The following is an 18,962-nucleotide window of genomic DNA, read 5'->3' on the forward strand; positions in this document are numbered from 1 at the left end:
ATATATCCCTACTTATCTTTTTTACTTTGTCAAAGACAGAAGTACATGCCCAACTAATAAAACCTTATTGGACAAGTACTTATGCGAATTTAGGGACATTCTCATCTCCCAGGGCAACAGACTTAAATAATGATGGAATCAAAGACATTGTATTGGGAGCTGGCAGGCAGGAATTCAATCATTGCGATTCTTCCGTTATTGCCTTGGATGGTACTAACGGCGAATTGCTCTGGAATATACATGCACGAGATCAAATTTTCGGATCGCCCGACTTTATGGATATCAACAATGATAACATTCCTGATGTGTTTATAGGAGGCAGGTCAGCAGAGTTCATGGCCATTAATGGGAAAACCGGACAGATAATTTGGGAATTCTTTCCTGAGGGAGACACCTCTGATTTCAGGGCTCAAAATTTATTCAATTTTTACAATCCTCAGTTTATCCCTGATCAGGATCGGGATGGGATAAACGATATACTGGTTTCCAACGGTGGGGATGTCACAGCCCAGCCTTATAATGAAAACAGACCCGCAGGTTCTCTAATGGTAATAAGTGGAAAAACCGGAAAGCAGTTGGCCAAGGCAACAATGCCAGACAAAAGAGAAATTTATATGTCAATTGTGGTAGATGACTTAGACAGCAATGGGATATTGGATGTGGTTTTTGGTACTGGAGGTGAAACAGTCGGGGGAGGTTTGTACCGATCCACTTTGTCGGACATATTGAAAAATGACCTTTCAAAAGCAATATTATTGGCTACTGGCGAAAAAAAAGGGTTTATTGCTCCACCAGTTGTCGCTGATGTAAATCGGGATAATATTAAAGACATCATAGTCAACAGCGTAGATGGCCGTATGATGGCTTTTAATGGCATTGACAATCAGGTGATTTGGGGTGGCAAAATACCAGATACTGAGTCATACTCATCTTTGGCAGCAGGAGATATAAATGGCGATCACATTCCTGACTTTTTCACTACCTATGCCATTGGAGTCTGGCCAAAATTAGAAAGTACAAGGCCATTTTTGGTTGATGGATCCAAAGGTGAAATAGTCTTTATGGACAGTATTGGATTTTACCAAATGAGTTCTCCGGTAATGGGTGATTTTAACAAAGATGGAAATGTAGATGCTCTTTTGAATGTAAACTTTTTTTTGCCAAACGAAAAAGGAGAAAAAACCATCCACAACACCATGTTAGTGTATGATTTTTTTCATCAAACTAAATTTGCAATAGCTGAACCAATGGTCGGCTCCAATGTTGCTTCAACTCCGTGGATTGGTGATTTGGACGATGACGGATTTCTTGATATCATTTACTGTAACATGACTACTCCGGATCGTGTATATACCTTTGATGGCATGCGTGTAATCAGGTTGAAAACAGATTTCCCTGTCAAAAGCAATGTTCTGTGGGGCTCTTACATGGGTAATAATTACAACGGTGTGTTTAACGACAAATAAGATTCCTTAACTCAGGAAGAATTAACCACGCTTTAAAACAAAAACATTCGTTAATGTTTTCGAAACGTCAGTAGATAATACATTTTTGAATACTGAAACTATGAAAACTGAACCGATAATGCTCAAAATAAAATACGGAACAACTCTCCTTTTATTTTTTATATCTTTCGTTACTACTCTTGCTCAGGATTTTAATTTGAACATACGCAATGCTACAGTCAACTTTGGATCTGTCAAACAAGAGACTTTGGTTACAGATTTTGAATTATCGTATGATAAACTCAAAAGAGAATGGTGGAAGTACGTAAAACGACATGCTCTAATGGACAATATGGGTACTCATCATGAAAACAAAATTCTTGCTAAAACCAATCAATCAGCTACTGATATTATTTTCCTTTCACTTGTGAGTGACAACAACAAAAACCAGCCAACTTTGAATATTTCCCTAAAAAAAGATAACCTGAGTGATCAAAACATTCAACGATACAATCAGTATTTGAAAGACCTGATGATTGATTTCAAAGTAGGGTTGTATTCCTCCATAATGCAAAAACGCATTGAAGATCATGAAAAAAAATCAAAAAAAGTAAGCTCCAAAATAGGAAAACTTGAACGATCGAATACAAAACTGGAATCGTCTAAGAATAAGAAAAATACCAACCCGGAAACAATTGCAAAAAAAATCAATGTCAACAATACTATGATTGAAAAACTCAGAGTTGAGTTATTCGCTCATCAAAAAAAAATAGAAACATTGAAAAATGATCTTATGAAAATCAAATAAGTTTACTTTTCGCAAACTATTCTCTGATATTCCTCTTCCCTGTAAGCTTGTGTTCTCACCGTTTCACCAGTACTGTTTTTATAAACCGCCACATAGTATCCAGCTTCCCTGATTGATTTTTCACACAAGTAAAAAGGCACTTCTTCTGTACCAAGGTTTATGATATCGTTAAAAGTGGGTTCAAACAATTCTCCGTTTTTCATACTGTAAACCCCCATACCAGTTTTGGTTCTGTATTTGATGATTGTATTTTGGCCTCTTTTGGAAACATATTCAAAATCCAACATTCCTGAAAATAATGCTTTGTTGCTATAAATATCGTAAAGAGCCCATTCTTCAGTGCTTTTCACCAAAGCCACACTGTCTGTCCAATACAGTATTTCATCATATTCGTTATCTAGAATATTCTCATTCTCAATATTGTACAAACCTTTTTTTCCTCTGGATTTGGTTATAAGCAACTGATCATTGTAGGGTTTTAGTTTTTCATCAAACTTCAAACTGATCAGCACCCGGTTGTTAAAGTTGTAGGCTCCAAATCTGCCATTATACAATACTGGTGCAATACCCTTTTCTGCCTCTCCTATAGCATCATATCGGATTCGCATAATCAAACGAGTCTCTGTATCCATCGCTCCATATTCGTCCTTCGATTTTGCCGAAAAGACCTCATCAGAGATATATCCAATTTCATACACCGATTCTATCACCCTTTCTCCATCACGATAAAGAATGTTCTTACCATTTCGGCTGATCACCAAAAAGTGCACGTTTGTATTCTTTCCAGAGCCTATGGAACGCAACTTCTCATTTTTAGAAAACTCAACCACTTTCTTATTAGGAAAAATAGCTGTCCCATTCTCACCTCTGAAAACCATAGCTATGTCCTCTCCCAGTAACTTAACAGAATCTAACCCAACAATAGGCGCATCACCTAATGGCTTGCTGTAAACCGACCATTTTTTATTACCAACTACCATAGCAATCCACCGATCATTTTGCACCACATCAGAGTAAAATTCTTCCTGAAGCTTTTCTGTTTTTTTATCAAAAAGTCTGTATCCGTCTGGTTGCTTTATCACCCAAATATCAGATTTGGTATTTATTCTCTGCTGTCCTGGTGGCACTACTTCATTCAACAATGAATCAAGAAGCACTTCATTGTCACCGTCAAAACATATCACATGTTTTCCTATAGTCTCAAACTCTTCATACTTGAATTTTGGAACAAAAGAATTATTCTTTTTACCTTCAACAATAAAGTCAGAGACAAGATTCACAGAAACCCTTCCTTCGAGTTCTATAATCAAATACTTACCAGTAATGTAAACATTGTCGTATTTAGGAGTAATTACTTCCTTACCAAATATGGAGCTAACTCCGAATTTTCCGGATTTTTTAGTCTTAAGAAGATTTGGGCTCAACATAGATATTTCCTGATACTTAGAAGGTAATATTTGAAAACCCGTTTTGTGCATAGCTCCTACTGCACCATCCTTTTTTATGACCAAAACTCCAGCACCCAAATGAGTAACCTTATTGAATTTGCCAATGTAAACTGTATCCAGTTTTCTATTTACCAGCAAATGTGTTTTGTTTAGTGTAACATCTAAAACATCATCTTTTATATTCCCACAATAGTACCGGGGCGAGATTTCCTCAAACATATAGTCTATTAACATGTCGCCCTGCAAATTGGCAAAACCATATTTATCTTCAGCAAGATAGGGAACCAAAACAGCTTCATTTACTTCTTCCAAAACCTTTAATGAATCCTGATAAAGCTTCCATGATTTGCTTTTCAATAACCGAATATAAGCTTCATTATTGGCATCAAGATAATAGAGCATGTTCAGGGCTTTCTTTTGCAAAGCAGGATTATCATGCTTTTCTATGAATTCGACCAACCCATCACACTCCCCAAAAGTTGTTAAATCATTGAAAACCTTTTCTTCCAGTTTTTGACGATAAGGGGTCTCAGGATGATTATTAAGAAAAGCTTCAATATCATCTTTTTTTCCCGATCTGGTCTTTTCTTCAAATATCAGCCTGTTGTACTCTTTAGTAGCCTGATCCAATTCCTGAGCTTCAGGATAAGTATCCATGAAACTTTTGTAAGCCTGCCAACTGCCTTCATCTGCTGCCAATTTATACGCAACGGTATTTCTCAACTTAACTACCTCCTCATACTGAACTGAACTGGTATAGTTTAAAATAAAATAATTATACCCTTCCAGAGAATTCTTATCCAAGGATATAGCATAAGCCAAGCTATCGACAATAGCATGCTGCGTGCTTAAATGTACCTCAGTTACCTCATCTTTAATTAGGCTTTCCTTCTCCTTATCATCAAGGTTTGTAAACTCTGATTGCGCTCTCAGGATGAAAAAATGAGCCGAATCGACATTGTATCTGGAAAATCCTGTAGTAGAATAAAGCTTCGAATAGACATATTTCGATCCGGGGTTTATACTATCCTTCTCCAGAGATTTAAGAATAAGCTCTTCTACCTTTTCATATTCTCCTTTTTCCAATGCTTTTAGGGCCGATTTGGTTTTGTCTGCAAGTGAAACAGTGGCAACTCCAAGTACTGCAATAAGTATAGTAAATAGCTTTATAAAGGAATAATTTCTAACCGTTATATCCAACGCCTCTTTTTTTATTGATGTTCAATCCGTGAAATTACAAAAAGTAAGCCAAGGTTGCCTGATTTTATGAAAAGGTATCTTCATAAAAGTAGCTGGGCAAAGCTAACAGCAATTCATAAACTTGTTTGATATGAAAATGAGCAAACCATTTCTATATCCTTTTTTAGTAAAAAAATAGCCCTTCTTTTAAAAGAAGAGCTATTCCATATTAATCAAAGGTTATTTCACTGACTAAACCTCCCAGCCTTTTCTATGTTTCCTTCCCACGAACTGGTTGGCTTCTTCTTGATTGGTAATCCGCATATTTTCCCCATCCCACAGCAACTTTTTACGGGCAAAAAACTCCATTTTCCCTTTGCTGTTTTCTTTTCTCAACATATAACTTCTAATTGCCAGATTACCCATTAATACCGTTTCTGTCATAGGCCCGGCATAATCAAATGAGGAGGTAAGAGCCTTGTGTTCAGTACTATTAAATCCCGCTTTACAGGCATCCACCCATTTGCGTTGGTGCCCATATTCCGGTTCTTCATCATCCTCTACTTCAGGACCGAATTCTGTAGTACCATCGTTCAGGTAAAGCTTTGGCATAATTGGAGAACTGTCATTGATATTGGTTGAAATGATACCTTTTTCTCCGATGATCAATACTCCGTTGGCACTATTTGACCCTCCAATGTCATGATCGGCCGGAATGATATCCGGATGGGAAGGTCTGATACCCCCATCGCTCCAGGTCATTTCAATAGGGGATTTACTTTTTTCTGTAGCACCAAAATGTAAAGTGATAAAAGAGGAAGGTGGACATCCTTCAGGATTGTAATTAGCAGACCACATTTGAGAGTATATAGCACCTACACTACACTCGGCATCAGTAGGGTATTTTAGCCCCAAAGTTCTAAATGGGATATCGACAAGGTGACATCCAACATCTCCTAATGCTCCTGTACCATAATCCCACCAACCCCGCCAGCTAAACGGATGCAGGTTAGGAATATAATCTGTCTGTGCTGCCGGACCCTGCCATAAATCCCAGTACAGATCTTTTGGTTTTTTTGAAGCATCTGGTTGTGCCATCGCAAAGCCCTGTGGCCATACCGGACGATTAGTCCAAATCTGAACTTTAGAAATTTTACCAAGCTTGCCTGAATCTATCCAACTCTGCACCATTCCCAACAGTGGGTTAGAACCGCCCTGATTCCCCATTTGGGTCACTATTTTTTTGTCCCTGGCCATTTGCGTAAGTATTCGGGCTTCCTCTATATTATGGGTCATAGGCTTTTGCACATATACATGTACTCCCCTTTGCATTGCAAAAGAAGCAGCCGGCCCATGAACATGATCAGGAGTAGAGATCGTAACCGCATCAATGTCTTTTTCTTTATCCAACATCTCCCTGTAATCGTTGTATAATTTTGCTTTGGGAAATGCTTCCACTGTTTTACTTGCTCTTTCTCCTGAAAAATCAACATCACAAAGAGCCATCACTCTTTCACGACCGCCAACTGAAGCATTACGAATGTCACTGGCTCCCTTTCCACCAGCTCCGATGGCTGCCAGGTTTAACCGGTCACTTGGAGCGATATACCCTATGCCACCAAGCACATGCCTTGGCACTAAAAAAAAGGAGGATACAATGGCACTGTTTTTAATAAAATCCCTTCGGGAAGAAGCAATTTTAGATTTGATAGTTTCTTTCATTTTATGTGTTTTGTTCAGTTGAATGGCTTAATAATATACATTTTTACTGAATAATGCTTGCATTTCCCATTTTTTTAGATGCTAAGAATTCCTCAAATACTCAGCAATACCAGAAAACCTGTAAATTAAAAGTCAACCCCTCTCTTGAAGCAATTGCATACAATACCATTCCTGCCGCAACAAATGAAAAGGTCCTTTGTATAGGTTTCCTTTAGCACTCTGGGCTAACGTGCCATCCCTGTGTAAATAACCAAACCATTCACCATGCTTTTTATCATGGAAATGGCTGTAGCTGTATTCATGTACCATTTTATGCCATTGAGCATACTTTTCATCTCCTGTAAGTGTAAAAGCCAAAAGGGTGGCGATAATAGTTTCATTGTGTGGCCACCAAAATTTCATATCCTGCCAATATTCCTGCACTGGTTTGTTGTACACATCCCGAAAATACAGAATTCCTCCATACTTCTGATCCCAGCCTCTCTCCCACATATAGTCCAGCATACGACAGCCTAAGTCTATGAGTTCAGGGTCATTTCCTCTGAGTTTTGCTTCATTCAGTATAAACCATGCCCCTTCAATCGCATGGCCGGGATTCAATGTTCGTCCATCAATGTGGTCTATGATACTTCCATCGAGAGCTACCTGCTCCATCACACACCGGATATCATCTTTCACGAAGTACTTTCTTATCTCTTCTATACAGTTGTCAATAATAGCCTGACATCTGGGATCACCAATTGTGCCCTTTACTTCCCTTGCTGTATTGAGCATGATCATTGGAATCCCTATGCCTCTGGAGGGACGAATCGAAGTATCCTTTGGAGGAAATATCTCTGGATGAGCTGCATAATGAATGCACTTACCAAACAGTTCACGGGCTTTTTCCGCAACCTCAGCACTTCCCGATGCTTTGGCATAAGCAGCATAGGCAATCACAGCAAACGTGTCAGAGAAAAAATACCTCCTTTTCCTGATAGGTTGTCCATCTCTGGTCATGTGGAAAAACATACGACCATCCGAATCAAAGCATTTTTGACTTAAAAATTCATACCCCAATCGGGCACCTTCGAGCCACTCCGTTTTTTGCTCTACTGTATTGTACAAGGTAGCCAGCATCCAGGTTGCCCGACCCTGAAACCATACGGATTTGTCATCATCGATCAAACTGCCATCAGTATCACGCATAAATAAAAAGCCCCCAAACTCTTTGTCATAAGACCTGGGAAACCAAAATGGTATCGTATCACCAAGCAATTGATCTTTGTAGAATTGGCTAAGTTGATGTAAATCCTGAATGCTGTAATTCATAAATCTAAAGATAATCAGTTAAGGTAGTTTAGAGGAGAACTGCTGAAAATTGATCTTCCTGGCATCTTCCTCAAACAATCCATATTGTTCGTCAGACATATTATTTATAGGAAGCCTGAATTTTCCACAGTCCATTCCAATCAATTTCATGTATGCCTTACCCACAGCAATACCTCCATATTTTCCAAGGAGCCTAATCATGTCAATTGAGGTTTGTTGTAACTTCCTTGCCTTTTCATGGTCATTTTTATTATAGGCATCCATCAGATCAAGATATAGAGGTGCAGCATAATTATAGGTACTTCCCACTGCACCTTTGGTACCTACAGCTAAAGCAGAAAGCATGTTTTCATCCCGACCCCAAAGCATATCATATTTCCCATTTCTAAAACGGAGGCATGAAAGATAATCCATAAAATCCTCATGCGTGTATTTGATTCCTGCAAAATTTGGAATGTGTCCATCTACAGTCTCAAGCAGATTGATCATGGAAAAATTCACCCCTGTAAGTACAGGGATGTGGTAATAATAAAAAGGCATATCCGGTACTGCATCCGCAATTTCCTGACACGCACTGGCAAGCATTTCTATACTGGCAGGTTTAAAATAAAAAGGAGCAGTAAATGAAACTGCATCCAGGTCGCATTCCCTGGCATGGATGGCAAGTTCCTTGCAATCGGCAATGCAAGTACCACCAAGAAACATCATCACTTTAAAATCAGTATCATCCTTTGTGCAGGCTCCCCATGCTTTAGCAAGCTTTTTCTTTTCGTCGAGAGTCAGTGAAACACCTTCCCCGGTAGAACCACAAATAAATGCCCCAGAGATACCATTTTGTTTAAGCATCTTATAATAGGGAGGGATAAGCTCAGGGTTAATGGAGCCATCGGGAAACATCGGTGTAAATGGAGCTGCAATAAGCCCCGCAAGGTGTTTATGATTCATATTTTACGGATTAACAGTCTTCTTTTTATTTAGCAGATCAATTTCTTCAAGCTTAAACCGGACACAAAGTATGTATGGACGTTCTCCAGCATCCCAGTGACCATAAGTGGTAGCTACAATTGTTCCATCAGGCAAAACCTCAACTCCGGGATAGGCTGTATCGTATTCCCAACCATCTTTCGAGATATGATTTTCTTTAAGCCGTACTACATATTGACCTTCTCGACCATGAACCAAGTCGTCATAGGTTCCTACCCATCCACCCCAATCGGTTTCAAATGGACGGTTATCTGTTTTATTATCAGGTGAAATTATTCTAAAGCTGATAAATATCCTTCCATCAGGAGTATATCTGGCAGTATGACGATCGCCAGTCAGAGACAAAGGAAGTTCACGTGGTTTCGTCCATGTTTTGCCTTCATCGTCAGAAAAAATTATGTGTGAATTTTTTTTTCGCTTGTTTTCACGCAACAATACAGCGATTTGTTTTCCATCCGGTGAGCGTATTACACCAGGTTCACAGAGCAATACTGTACTGTCTTCATACACATTTCTGGGATCGGACCAGGTCAACCCACCATCGTAACTAAAAGTACTATACAACATCATTGAATCTGATTTCACTCCTGCTGGTGAACCCCAAAACTCTTGATCTCCACCTTTGATAAATCGTCCGTCATCATGAAACATTGCCATGTAATGGCCTTTAGTATTAAGTGCCTCGGTAAATCCCATTACAGTAATACCACCCCAATCACCCACTGGCTTTAGTTCACTCCATGTTTCACCATCATCTTCACTTACTGATATTCTTACAGGATACAGACCAGACCACATAATAATGCGCCTGTTTCCATCTGCATCCACTACCCTTTTCAGTGTAGGGGTTTCCTTACTTGTCGCCCAGCTTTCTGGCACAGGCAATCGTTCACTCCAGGATAAGCCTCCATCATCACTTCTCTTCAATATTACGGGACCCCGTCCGTGACCTTTAGGATAGGACGCATAAATGGTTTTACCATCCTCTAGCAAAATTGTCGAAACATGCCCGAGGTACTGTCCCTGTTCACGGTCAACCACAACCTGTCGATCGAGTTCTCCATTGAGGTCAATAGCGGGTATCGTTACCGTATTCATTATATCCACTGAATTGTCAGTTGGTACTTCTTTGTTTGTGCGTGGCATGCAACCCCAGGAAACCAAAACCCCCAAGGCAACCACAAAAAATCTGTTTTTCATCTTTTCTTATCTTAATCGTTCTATTTCGAAATTAATTTATCTCCATACCATTTATATGTAATACATAATAAACATTAAGGAAGGATTTAAGCGGCTAATTAGTTGAAAAAATACTTGTAATCCAACAAAACGTTGATAAATTGCACCAGGTAATTAATATTAAGTAATACATAATATGGCTTTATCCGAAATAAAGAGAGAGCATACCGGGTCAAATACCTCCTCATTGGTTGATAAAGTAGAGGCAAGACTTGTTGAACTATTGCAACAACGGAAATTAAAAGTTGGTGATGTGATTCCAAAAGAGATGGAACTGGCGGATACCTTGGGAGTAAGTAGAACGGTAATAAGAGAAGCCCTGCTTCGATTGCGTGTGGTTGGTTTGATTGAATCCAAAAAAAAGAAAGGCTCTGTAATCACCAGTCCTGATATTTTCAATGTCATGGGTAAAAGTTTGAATCCTTACATTCTGGATCAGGATACCCTAAAGGGAATGTTTGAGCTCAGGCTTATTTTAGAAATAGGCATGGCTGACTTTATTTTCCAGCGCATTACTCCTGACGACATACTTCAGCTTAATGAGATTGTTTCCAAAGATGAGCCGGAAGCCACAGCACCACACGTATTTTCTATCGATCACGAAATTGCTTTTCATTCCAAATTGTATGATATAACTGGCAACCAAAGCCTGAAAAACTTTCAGAAACTATTACTTCCGCTCTTCGATTATGTCCATCACAGTGGACTGTTAAAAATCCAGGTGGATAGCCGCAGATTTGTCTCACACAAAGGTCTGGTTGATATTTTGGAAAATGGTTCTCCGGAACTTTTCAGGAATGCCATGCGCAACCATTTAGAAAACCACTTTTCACGTTTGTTTTGAATAAATCATTAATTATAAAAGTAATCTTCCTATTACTCCTATCAGGAAAACTGTCTGCAAATAAAGGCGAACCAATTAACCGGATAGAGCAACGCAACATTGGCAGTATTAAAGATATCGAAGGAGTAAAAGGCGATGAGGGATTGGCTGGTACTTTCGCTGGAGTAGTTGGCGATTACCTGATTGTGGCAGGAGGGTCTGCGTTTCCTGAGGGCAAACCATGGGAAGGTGGCACCAAATACTTTTCAGATGTCCTTATGGTATTTGAACGCACCGAAGATGGTGATCTCATACAAACAGGACTCTCGACAAAACTACCTTTTGGAGTAGCTGAAGGAGCATCAGTAACTACGGACAAAGGACTGATTTGTATCGGAGGAATTACAGCTACCGATTTAAGCGATGAGGTACTTTTGATTTCCAGAAATGACAACATCACAATAGAAAAGTTGCCCAAACTTCCCAAGGCTATTAAAGGAGCTGCTGCTGCTGCAATAGGTTCGCAACTGTATGTAGTAGGGGGAGAGAGTCCGGAAGGTATTGTTTCTGATTTTTTAATGCTGAATCTTGACAATGTCAATGAAGGGTGGCAAAAACTGCCTGACTTTCCTAAGACTGTAGCGTATGCTATGACTGTAGCACAAATGGATGGTGAAGAAGTAAGTCTGCATGTTTTTGGTGGCAGATCCAAAAGTAGTGGTGAGAAGATCAATACCTTTTATTCTTCAGTATATAGATTTCGGATTTCTACAGGCAAGTGGCAAGAGATGCAAAACATCTGTCTCAACAATAAAAAACCCCTGCCTTTAGCAGCTTCAGCAGTCGCTCCTATTGGAGCCTCCCATGTAGTACTGGTTGGAGGTGATAACGGGTTCACTTTCAATGCAGGCGAAAGAGCTATCAATGCCATGCAAGCAGGCGACCCTGACGCACAAACCCGCAGAGACTCTTTGTGGCAAAACCACCCAGGATTCAATAACAAAATTTTGATTTACAATACAGTAACAGATACCTGGTTTGAAGCAGGAAAGTGGCAAGGCACCCCTATTGCTGTTGCTCCGGCTGTTAACTGGAACAATTCCATCATTGTCGCAGCAGGAGAAATTCGCCCCGGTGTTCGCAATCCGGAAATAGTACAACTCAGCTTTTCTGTCAAGCCCGATTTTGGCTGGCTAAATTACCTTGTACTTGGCCTGTATTTTGGTGGAATACTGTTCCTTGGTTTTTTCTTTATGAAAAAAGAAAGCAATACAGATGACTTCTTCAAAGCCGGAGGCCGGATTCCCTGGTGGGCCGCCGGAATCAGTATTTTAGGCACTTCACTCAGTGCCATCACATTTATTTCCATTCCAGCAAAATCTTACGCTACGGACTGGAGGATGTTTGTTTACAACATGCCCATCGTACTCATCGTACCTATAGTTATCCGGTATTACCTTCCGTTTTTCCGCAGGTTCAATTTTGATACAGCCTATGAATACCTGAACATTCGCTTCAACCGATCTGTTCGTTGGCTGGCATCATCCTTATTTGTATTTTTCATGGTTAGTCGCATTGCCATTGTTCTTTTTCTGCCTGCTCTTGCATTGAATGCGGTGGCAGGTTTCAGCGTGTATTGGGCCATCATCATTATGGGTGTGGTTACCATCATCTATTGCACCAGTGGTGGCATTGAAGCAGTAGTATGGGGAGATGTGGTACAGTGTTTTATACTATTGTCAGGCGCATTTGTAGCCCTTATGTTTATGCTCACAGGTGTTGAAGGCGGACTGGGTAGTTTTATTGACATCACTGTGCAACAACAGAAGTTTCATACATTTGATTTTCGTTTCGATTTTTCACAACCTGTATTCTGGGTGGTAATAATAGGTGGTTTGGCTAATTCCCTGATTTCTTTCACCAGCGACCAGAGTATCGTGCAACGGTACATGACTACCCATGATGAAAAAGCAACTGCCAGAAGCATCTGGCTCAATGGATTATTGAGTATTCCGGTTACCATCATTTTTTTTCTGTTGGGAACAGCACTGTATGCCTACTACACCTCTAATCCTGAACGCTTGTCAGTAGTAAATCCCAATATCGATTCGGTCTTTCCTCAATTTATTGTAGGACAAATGCCGACCGGAGTAGCAGGATTATTGATTGCGGCCATTTTTGCGGCTGCTATGTCCACACTTTCCTCTAACATCAACTCAGTAGCAGCAGTAGTTACCTCCGATTTTTATAAATCCATAGCAAAAAACAGTTCCACTTCTGACAGCATGCGCATTGCACGTTGGTCGGGTATCATAGTAGGAATTTTGGGAATTGGGATGGCACTGATACTGGCAACCTGGAACATCGCCTCACTTTGGGATCAGTTCAATACTTTTGTTGGACTCCTTACCGGTGGATTGGGAGCTCTGTTTATCATGGGCATATTCTTTCCAAGAATATCAGGCTCAGCTGCATTAATTGGCACTATTGGTAGCCTGGCTATTTTATTATTTGTAAAAAATCATACTGATCTCTCATTTCTACTCTATGGCTTAGTGGGTCTTGTTACAAGTATAGCACTGGCATTGATAGCGAGTATATTTAAACCCAACCAAAAAGAAATAACCGATTTTACGTGGCACAGCCACAAAAAAAGCCGTTGACCATTAACATCAATTTTTTACTTGAATATTCCATATTTACTCAGATCCATCCAATTCCGCTTCCAACGACAAGTATAAATGTATAAGATTTCGAGCAGTCTGATGACTATAATTATCCCATTCGGGTTCTGTCCACCTCATTTTAGCAGTGCTAAAGATTCCTTTTTCGACCAATAAGCATTTGAAAAATTTAATGGAATTTCCCACTTCCTGGTTTGTAAATGATAAAATCGGAAGCATTTTATAGAACAATACTTTGGCTTTATCCTCATTGCCATTTTGGTACAACAGAAATATTTTTTTATAAAGCCGTACCATTGCACATTCCGGTATCATAGCATCCACACCTCTTTCCAATGCCTCGATCAGTTGTGTGACAGCCCATCCACCTGAAACATAAAAATCATTTCCCAATGCTTTTTTTACTGCTGTGTATTTTGGTCCGGAAGGTAATGTTTCAATTTTAATCCCAGATATCGTCGGTATTTCACTCACAAGCCTGGTAATTATGTCCAGGCTCATCCCCGATCCATTGAGTTCAAAATCCTGAACAACAATTGGTGAAGAAAAACCATCGGTCATCTGACGGAAATATGGAACGATTGAATCCTGATTTTTATAGTGTATGGAAGGAACCTGAATCAAACATGCAACTCCTCCATGATCCTGAGACCACTGAATAAGCTTTCTACTGATTTCCACATCATCACTTGACGCACCCACAATTATTGGCACTCTTGAATCAACTGTCTTGAACACAAATGACAATAATTTCAAACGCTCTTCCTCTGTGAGGTATCCTATTTCACCAGCCACACCGGTACAAATCAATCCATCACATCCGGCTGCTATAGCATCTTCTATCAGGTTTTGCAGGCTCACAAAGTCCAATTCCCCTTTTCTGTCAAACGGTGTTTGAATAATAGGGAATATTCCTTTAGGTAAGTTTTTGGTTTGCATGATAATTATTTGGCTGACATTTTACTCATATTAATATTATCCAAATCTGAAATAAGAATTCTTAGTACTTCAATTTTCTGCTTTTTGGAACCAGCAAAAGCTATATAAAGGTAATTTTCATGCTGTAATACATGAGGATAATCTATTTGCCTTCCTCCGGTCAGATAGCCCATTTTATCGAATACCATTCCGTCATTGCTGATAGAAATGGTCAACGGATCCCTTTTCTTTGGATTGGAGTTGGACACCAATACATAACGGCCATCACTCAGTCTGATACCATGAAATTTTGAGGTGGCATCCGGAAAGTTGGTTTGTACCGGGGTACTCCACGTAGTACCATTGTCAGTGGAAAATGCCCGGTACAGGTAGCCGCTTTTCCGATTGTCACGGAAAAGAGCCATCAAATCTTTATCATTTGGTAATATCCACCAGTACGGTTCTTCAGCAGTTAATCCCTTATTGGTACCCAAAACCGGAAAAGACTTCCACTGATCAAATGACTCCACGCCACCTACAAGAAATTCCACTCCATTTTCCTTATAGTCGTAAGTTCGGCGAGACATCAGCCACTCCCCGGTCGGCAATTTTTTTGGAGGAAAATTATTGATCGTATTGTCATGAACCTGCCCAAAATCCATCCACGCTCCCGTTTCTTCATTCCAACGAAAAGCCCTCAGCTCAAGACTTTTTCCAAAAAAACCTGCTGCTTCGTCCAATGAAGCAAGTGCCAACAGGTCTCCTTTATACACCCAAAACCCTCTGGCAATCCACCTCAACCCCTCTTCTGTCCTTGTGTTGTAGTGCGGAGAATCAGGATCCGAATTAGGCGGATAAGGAGTTAAGAGCTTAGGTGCCGTCCAGTTTAAGCCATCTTCACTGGTTGCATATTTCACTACCTGGCCTACCCTGTCTTCCACTCCTGGCCCATCGCTCCACATGATCCAAAAGTGATCATTATGATGAATCAGGTAGCTGTGTTGGTTGACTCCATCTTTGGCTTGTACATCACTGACCACTACGTGCTGAGAGGGCACTTTCGGCAATTTATCAAATTCGATATGATGTGAATCTTCAAACCAATCGCCTGAAAGCATTAGCGGCGATTCAGGATTAATCTTTGGATCAGGATAATTGTCTTTTTTAGTACTGCATGAGAAAAGACTTCCAATCAATGCCAGAGCTACAAGGTGTGTTTTTGTAAAATGTTTAATCATAGTCTAAATATAAAATCAAGGATTGGTTATTTAGTCACTTTTATGGTTTAATGATGCTTCATACTGATGTCAATTTATAAATGTAAAAGATCAAACAACCGTATTTGGTTGTTATGGAATGAAATTAAATTAATAATTCATTAGATTTGAGAAAAGTATAGTGCATATATAACGCACACAGTGCGCTATGCTCAAATGTTATGATCAATTTTACCAGACTTAAAATCTCAGATATATGAAAAAAATAGGACTTTTATTATGTGGCATAATTATCTCAAATTGGTGTTTAGGGCAGGTTAATGATACAGGTGGGAATGTTGCGATAGGCAATCACTCCCCCTCAACTAAACTACATGTGGTTGATAATTCCAGCGGAGAGGTTCTCAGAGTTGAATCTTCTACAACTTCAAGTCAAATTAAACTTCGAGCAACAGCGACGGGAGGAATTGATTGGTCGCTAATGTCAACTGCCAATGGAGCCTCATTGGGAGGAGGTAAATTCTCGATTTACGGAAATTCTCAACATAGATTTGTTTTGGATAATCAAGGCTTCTTAGGTCTTGGATCAACCTCCCCTGCTGAAAAACTACATATTGAAGGTGGTGCTCTGCAATTCTTGAATGTGGGCGAAAATTTAAATAATGTTGACATAGTGAAAATTGGTGAGGGGTCTACAGCAAATGAATTCTCACTCGTTGGAATGTTTGCTGGAACTGGTGAATCAGGTAACGCTCTAAAATTTAGATCAAGCTGGAACGACAACCTTCTTTATCTAAGAGGTGATAACAAGATAGGTATAGGAACATCTGAACCATTGGAAAGACTTCATATTGAGAGCGGCGCATTGCAATTCTTGAATGTGGGCGAAAATCAAGATAATGTTGACATTATTAAGTTGGGAGAAGGGATAAGCGCAAACGAGTTCTCCTTAACTGGAATGTTTGCAGGAACTGGTGAAAGTGGAAATGCTATAAAGTTCAAATCCATGTGGAATGATAACCTACTTGTCATTCGTGGAAATGGAGAAATTGGAATTGGAACTGCTCTAACAGGGCCACACAAACTTGCAGTAGAAGGCTCAATTGGAGCAAGAGAGATCAAGGTAGAAACAACAACTTGGTCTGACTTTGTTTTTGAAAATGATTATGAACTCCGAACCCTTGAGGAAGTCGAACAACACATTACTGAAAAAGGACATCTTCCAGAAATTCCAAGCGAAGAAGAAGTAACTGAAAATGGTATCAACTTGGGAGAGATGGACGCTAAACTGCTTCAGAAGATAGAGGAACTGACACTCTACATGATTGAGATGAATAAGAGGTTAGGCCAACTAGAAGAGGAAAACGGAGAACTTAAGAAAGAAATATCTACCCTGAAAAAAGAATAAAGATCATAACAGGCGCTCAAACTCCATAAGCTTTCGAGGCATTTCCAAAAATTCTGCATTCAGCTAGTTTTAGTGATTTCACGAAAGTTTAGCTTACGGAGTTTAGCTAGTCGTTATGCGTCAGCTTAAAAAGACACTCGACAAAAAAATAAACGAAGAAAAATTCACAGTTTCCATTTTTACCTGTCTAATAAAATGTAGCCGAAATTAATCGACTACATTAAAATAAAAAGAATAATGCGACAGACAAGTATGTTATTAATCGCATTGACATTTGGAGTAATTTCAAATGGAAATGCACAGACAGAACAAAAGGTAAAAAACAAACAAACAATTCAAAAAACAGACAAAAGAATGGAAAACAATTTTAATGAAGAACAGAAAAAAGTATTTAGTACAATTGAAAGAATGGTAACTGCATTTCAAAACAAAGACATTGATGGCGTTTTAGCAACTTATGAAGACAATGCAATTGTTATGTTTGAACCTCAGAAACCAGTTCAAGGAAAGGAAACTTTAAGAGCGGTTTTTACAGAGTTTGTAAGTATGAATCCTCAATATACTTTCAGTGGTCACGAAGTTTATGTTTCGGGTGATATTGCAACCCATACTGCACCTTGGAAAATGGTTGGACAACTTCCAGACGGAACAAAAATTGAACAAAGTGGTTTATCAGTTGCTGTTTTAAGAAGACAAGCAGACGGAAATTGGCTTATGATACAAGACAATCCACACGGACAGTTTTTACTTGGTAAGAATTAAAAAATCCTACAAGGGTTTGCCTTCGGCAAACCCTTGTTTATTACTTTTGAATAATGGAAGAAAAAGAACTTATTAAATCGTGTATTGAAGGTAATAAACAAAGTTTTGAGAAATTGATTAACTCAATTCAACCTTTGGTTTATAATTTATCACTTAGATTTCTTTGGAACAGAATGGATGCAGAAGATGCAACACAAGAAATTCTAATCAAAGTAATTACCAATTTAAGTAAATTTAATGGTCGAAGTAAGTTCAACACTTATGTTTATCGAATTGCAACAAATTATTTGATAAATTTAAAACAAACAAATCTTGAGAAAACATTAACTTCATTTGAAGTTTTTGCAGACGATTTAAAAGCAATCAAAGAGCCAACAAGTTATGATTTACCAGACAAAAATCTTTTGGAAAAAGAAATGAAAACTGGTTGTACTTTGGCAATGTTGCAATGTTTAGACCGTGATTTAAGAATTGCTTTTATACTTGGTAGCGTTTTGAAAATAAAAAGCAATGTCGCTTCAAACATTACAAATACAACACCTGAAAATTTCAGAAAGCGACTTGAATTATCAAGAAAACATATTGGAGAATTTTTAAACTCAAATTGTGGAATTTACAATCCTTATAATAATTGTCGTTGCAACAAAAGAATAAATCCTGCTATTTCCTGTGGACGAATTGATAAAAATAAACTGAATTTTGCAGATAAGGTTGAGTTTTACAATGAAGAAATGGAAGAACTAAATTCGCTTACAGGTATTTATCAAAATCACGGGACATTTAAAAATGATGTAAATTTTATTACACAACTAAATGAAATAATTGCAACAAAAAATATAATAAACGACAACTGAATAACGAAAAAGCCGAACGCATAATCGAGTAGATGGCCAGTGAGCAAATAGCCCACTGGTGCACCTCTCACACCACCGTACGTACGGGTCTCGTATACGGCGGTTCATCGAATCGAAGGTTGCGTATTCTGGTAGTAGGAAAGCATTGATTCATACCCTT

At 39.0% G+C, this 18,962-nt stretch carries 14 protein-coding genes; 7 read left to right on the plus strand and 7 right to left on the minus strand.

Going from position 1 to position 18,962, the window contains the following annotated elements:
• Nucleotides 1-26 precede the first annotated feature (26 nt).
• Both AAOP42_RS01775 and AAOP42_RS01780 read left to right on the plus strand, forming a co-directional pair.
• Nucleotides 27-1,466, plus strand: a complete 1,440-nt coding sequence (locus tag AAOP42_RS01775; RefSeq protein WP_349526736.1) for a hypothetical protein — start codon at nt 27-29, stop codon at nt 1,464-1,466.
• Between the two features lie 100 nt (nt 1,467-1,566).
• On the plus strand, nt 1,567-2,253 hold the full coding sequence (locus tag AAOP42_RS01780) for a hypothetical protein (protein ID WP_349526737.1): 687 nt from the start codon (nt 1,567-1,569) through the stop codon (nt 2,251-2,253).
• 2 nt (nt 2,254-2,255) lie between these two features.
• On the opposite strand, the gene AAOP42_RS01785 is transcribed toward AAOP42_RS01780, so the two are convergent.
• The 5 genes from AAOP42_RS01785 to AAOP42_RS01805 all read right to left on the minus strand — a co-directional run bounded on the left by AAOP42_RS01785 (nt 2,256) and on the right by AAOP42_RS01805 (nt 10,097).
• Entirely contained in the window at nt 2,256-4,901 is a 2,646-nt protein-coding gene (locus tag AAOP42_RS01785; RefSeq protein WP_349526738.1) for a WG repeat-containing protein, read from the minus strand.
• 231 nt (nt 4,902-5,132) lie between these two features.
• Nucleotides 5,133-6,602 (minus strand): Gfo/Idh/MocA family protein, encoded by a 1,470-nt coding sequence (locus tag AAOP42_RS01790; protein ID WP_349526739.1) that lies wholly within the window; start codon nt 6,600-6,602, stop codon nt 5,133-5,135.
• A 132-nt stretch (nt 6,603-6,734) separates the two neighbouring features.
• On the minus strand, nt 6,735-7,913 hold the full coding sequence (locus AAOP42_RS01795) for an AGE family epimerase/isomerase (protein ID WP_349526740.1): 1,179 nt from the start codon (nt 7,911-7,913) through the stop codon (nt 6,735-6,737).
• Nucleotides 7,914-7,931: 18 nt separating this feature from the next.
• Nucleotides 7,932-8,858, minus strand: a complete 927-nt coding sequence (locus AAOP42_RS01800; RefSeq protein ID WP_349526741.1) for a dihydrodipicolinate synthase family protein — start codon at nt 8,856-8,858, stop codon at nt 7,932-7,934.
• Nucleotides 8,859-8,861: 3 nt separating this feature from the next.
• The gene (locus AAOP42_RS01805; RefSeq protein WP_349526742.1) at nt 8,862-10,097 is read right to left on the minus strand and encodes a sialidase family protein; all 1,236 of its coding nucleotides are present in this window, start codon (nt 10,095-10,097) and stop codon (nt 8,862-8,864) included.
• Nucleotides 10,098-10,272: 175 nt separating this feature from the next.
• Between AAOP42_RS01805 and AAOP42_RS01810 the strand changes: the two genes are divergently transcribed.
• Nucleotides 10,273-10,980, plus strand: coding sequence for a FadR/GntR family transcriptional regulator (locus AAOP42_RS01810; RefSeq protein ID WP_349526743.1), 708 nt, complete (start codon nt 10,273-10,275; stop codon nt 10,978-10,980).
• On the plus strand, nt 10,977-13,622 hold the full coding sequence (locus AAOP42_RS01815) for a sodium:solute symporter family protein (RefSeq protein WP_349526744.1): 2,646 nt from the start codon (nt 10,977-10,979) through the stop codon (nt 13,620-13,622). The genes AAOP42_RS01810 and AAOP42_RS01815 overlap by 4 nt, the downstream gene beginning before the upstream one ends.
• Nucleotides 13,623-13,658: 36 nt before the next feature.
• Here AAOP42_RS01815 and AAOP42_RS01820 read toward each other — a convergent pair whose 3' ends face one another.
• Nucleotides 13,659-14,582 carry a dihydrodipicolinate synthase family protein gene (locus AAOP42_RS01820; RefSeq protein WP_349526745.1) on the minus strand — a complete coding sequence of 308 codons (924 nt, stop codon included), beginning with the start codon at nt 14,580-14,582 and terminating at the stop codon, nt 13,659-13,661.
• A 5-nt stretch (nt 14,583-14,587) separates the two neighbouring features.
• The gene (locus tag AAOP42_RS01825; protein ID WP_349526746.1) at nt 14,588-15,799 is read right to left on the minus strand and encodes an exo-alpha-sialidase; all 1,212 of its coding nucleotides are present in this window, start codon (nt 15,797-15,799) and stop codon (nt 14,588-14,590) included.
• A gap of 235 nt (nt 15,800-16,034) precedes the next feature.
• Between AAOP42_RS01825 and AAOP42_RS01830 the strand changes: the two genes are divergently transcribed.
• The 3 genes from AAOP42_RS01830 to AAOP42_RS01840 all read left to right on the plus strand — a co-directional run bounded on the left by AAOP42_RS01830 (nt 16,035) and on the right by AAOP42_RS01840 (nt 18,802).
• The gene (locus AAOP42_RS01830) at nt 16,035-17,186 is read left to right on the plus strand and encodes a bZIP transcription factor (protein ID WP_349526747.1); all 1,152 of its coding nucleotides are present in this window, start codon (nt 16,035-16,037) and stop codon (nt 17,184-17,186) included.
• Between the two features lie 354 nt (nt 17,187-17,540).
• On the plus strand, nt 17,541-17,948 hold the full coding sequence (locus tag AAOP42_RS01835; protein ID WP_349526748.1) for a YybH family protein: 408 nt from the start codon (nt 17,541-17,543) through the stop codon (nt 17,946-17,948).
• Nucleotides 17,949-18,001: 53 nt separating this feature from the next.
• On the plus strand, nt 18,002-18,802 hold the full coding sequence (locus AAOP42_RS01840; RefSeq protein WP_349526749.1) for an RNA polymerase sigma factor: 801 nt from the start codon (nt 18,002-18,004) through the stop codon (nt 18,800-18,802).
• Nucleotides 18,803-18,962: the final 160 nt, after the last annotated feature.

The organism is Reichenbachiella sp. MALMAid0571, assembly GCF_040151475.1.
Lineage (GTDB): Bacteria > Bacteroidota > Bacteroidia > Cytophagales > Cyclobacteriaceae > CAXBNB01.

Excerpts from the sequence above, each read along its gene's own strand:
- AAOP42_RS01780 (WP_349526737.1), top strand. The coding sequence starts at position 1,567 with ATGAAAACTGAACCGATAATGCTCAAAATAAAATACGGAACAACTCTC.
- AAOP42_RS01790 (WP_349526739.1), bottom strand. The coding sequence starts at position 6,602 with ATGAAAGAAACTATCAAATCTAAAATTGCTTCTTCCCGAAGGGATTTT.
- AAOP42_RS01795 (WP_349526740.1), bottom strand. The coding sequence starts at position 7,913 with ATGAATTACAGCATTCAGGATTTACATCAACTTAGCCAATTCTACAAA.
- AAOP42_RS01800 (WP_349526741.1), bottom strand. The coding sequence starts at position 8,858 with ATGAATCATAAACACCTTGCGGGGCTTATTGCAGCTCCATTTACACCG.
- AAOP42_RS01805 (WP_349526742.1), bottom strand. The coding sequence starts at position 10,097 with ATGAAAAACAGATTTTTTGTGGTTGCCTTGGGGGTTTTGGTTTCCTGG.
- AAOP42_RS01810 (WP_349526743.1), top strand. The coding sequence starts at position 10,273 with ATGGCTTTATCCGAAATAAAGAGAGAGCATACCGGGTCAAATACCTCC.
- AAOP42_RS01820 (WP_349526745.1), bottom strand. The coding sequence starts at position 14,582 with ATGCAAACCAAAAACTTACCTAAAGGAATATTCCCTATTATTCAAACA.
- AAOP42_RS01825 (WP_349526746.1), bottom strand. The coding sequence starts at position 15,799 with ATGATTAAACATTTTACAAAAACACACCTTGTAGCTCTGGCATTGATT.
- AAOP42_RS01830 (WP_349526747.1), top strand. The coding sequence starts at position 16,035 with ATGAAAAAAATAGGACTTTTATTATGTGGCATAATTATCTCAAATTGG.
- AAOP42_RS01835 (WP_349526748.1), top strand. The coding sequence starts at position 17,541 with ATGGAAAACAATTTTAATGAAGAACAGAAAAAAGTATTTAGTACAATT.
- AAOP42_RS01840 (WP_349526749.1), top strand. The coding sequence starts at position 18,002 with ATGGAAGAAAAAGAACTTATTAAATCGTGTATTGAAGGTAATAAACAA.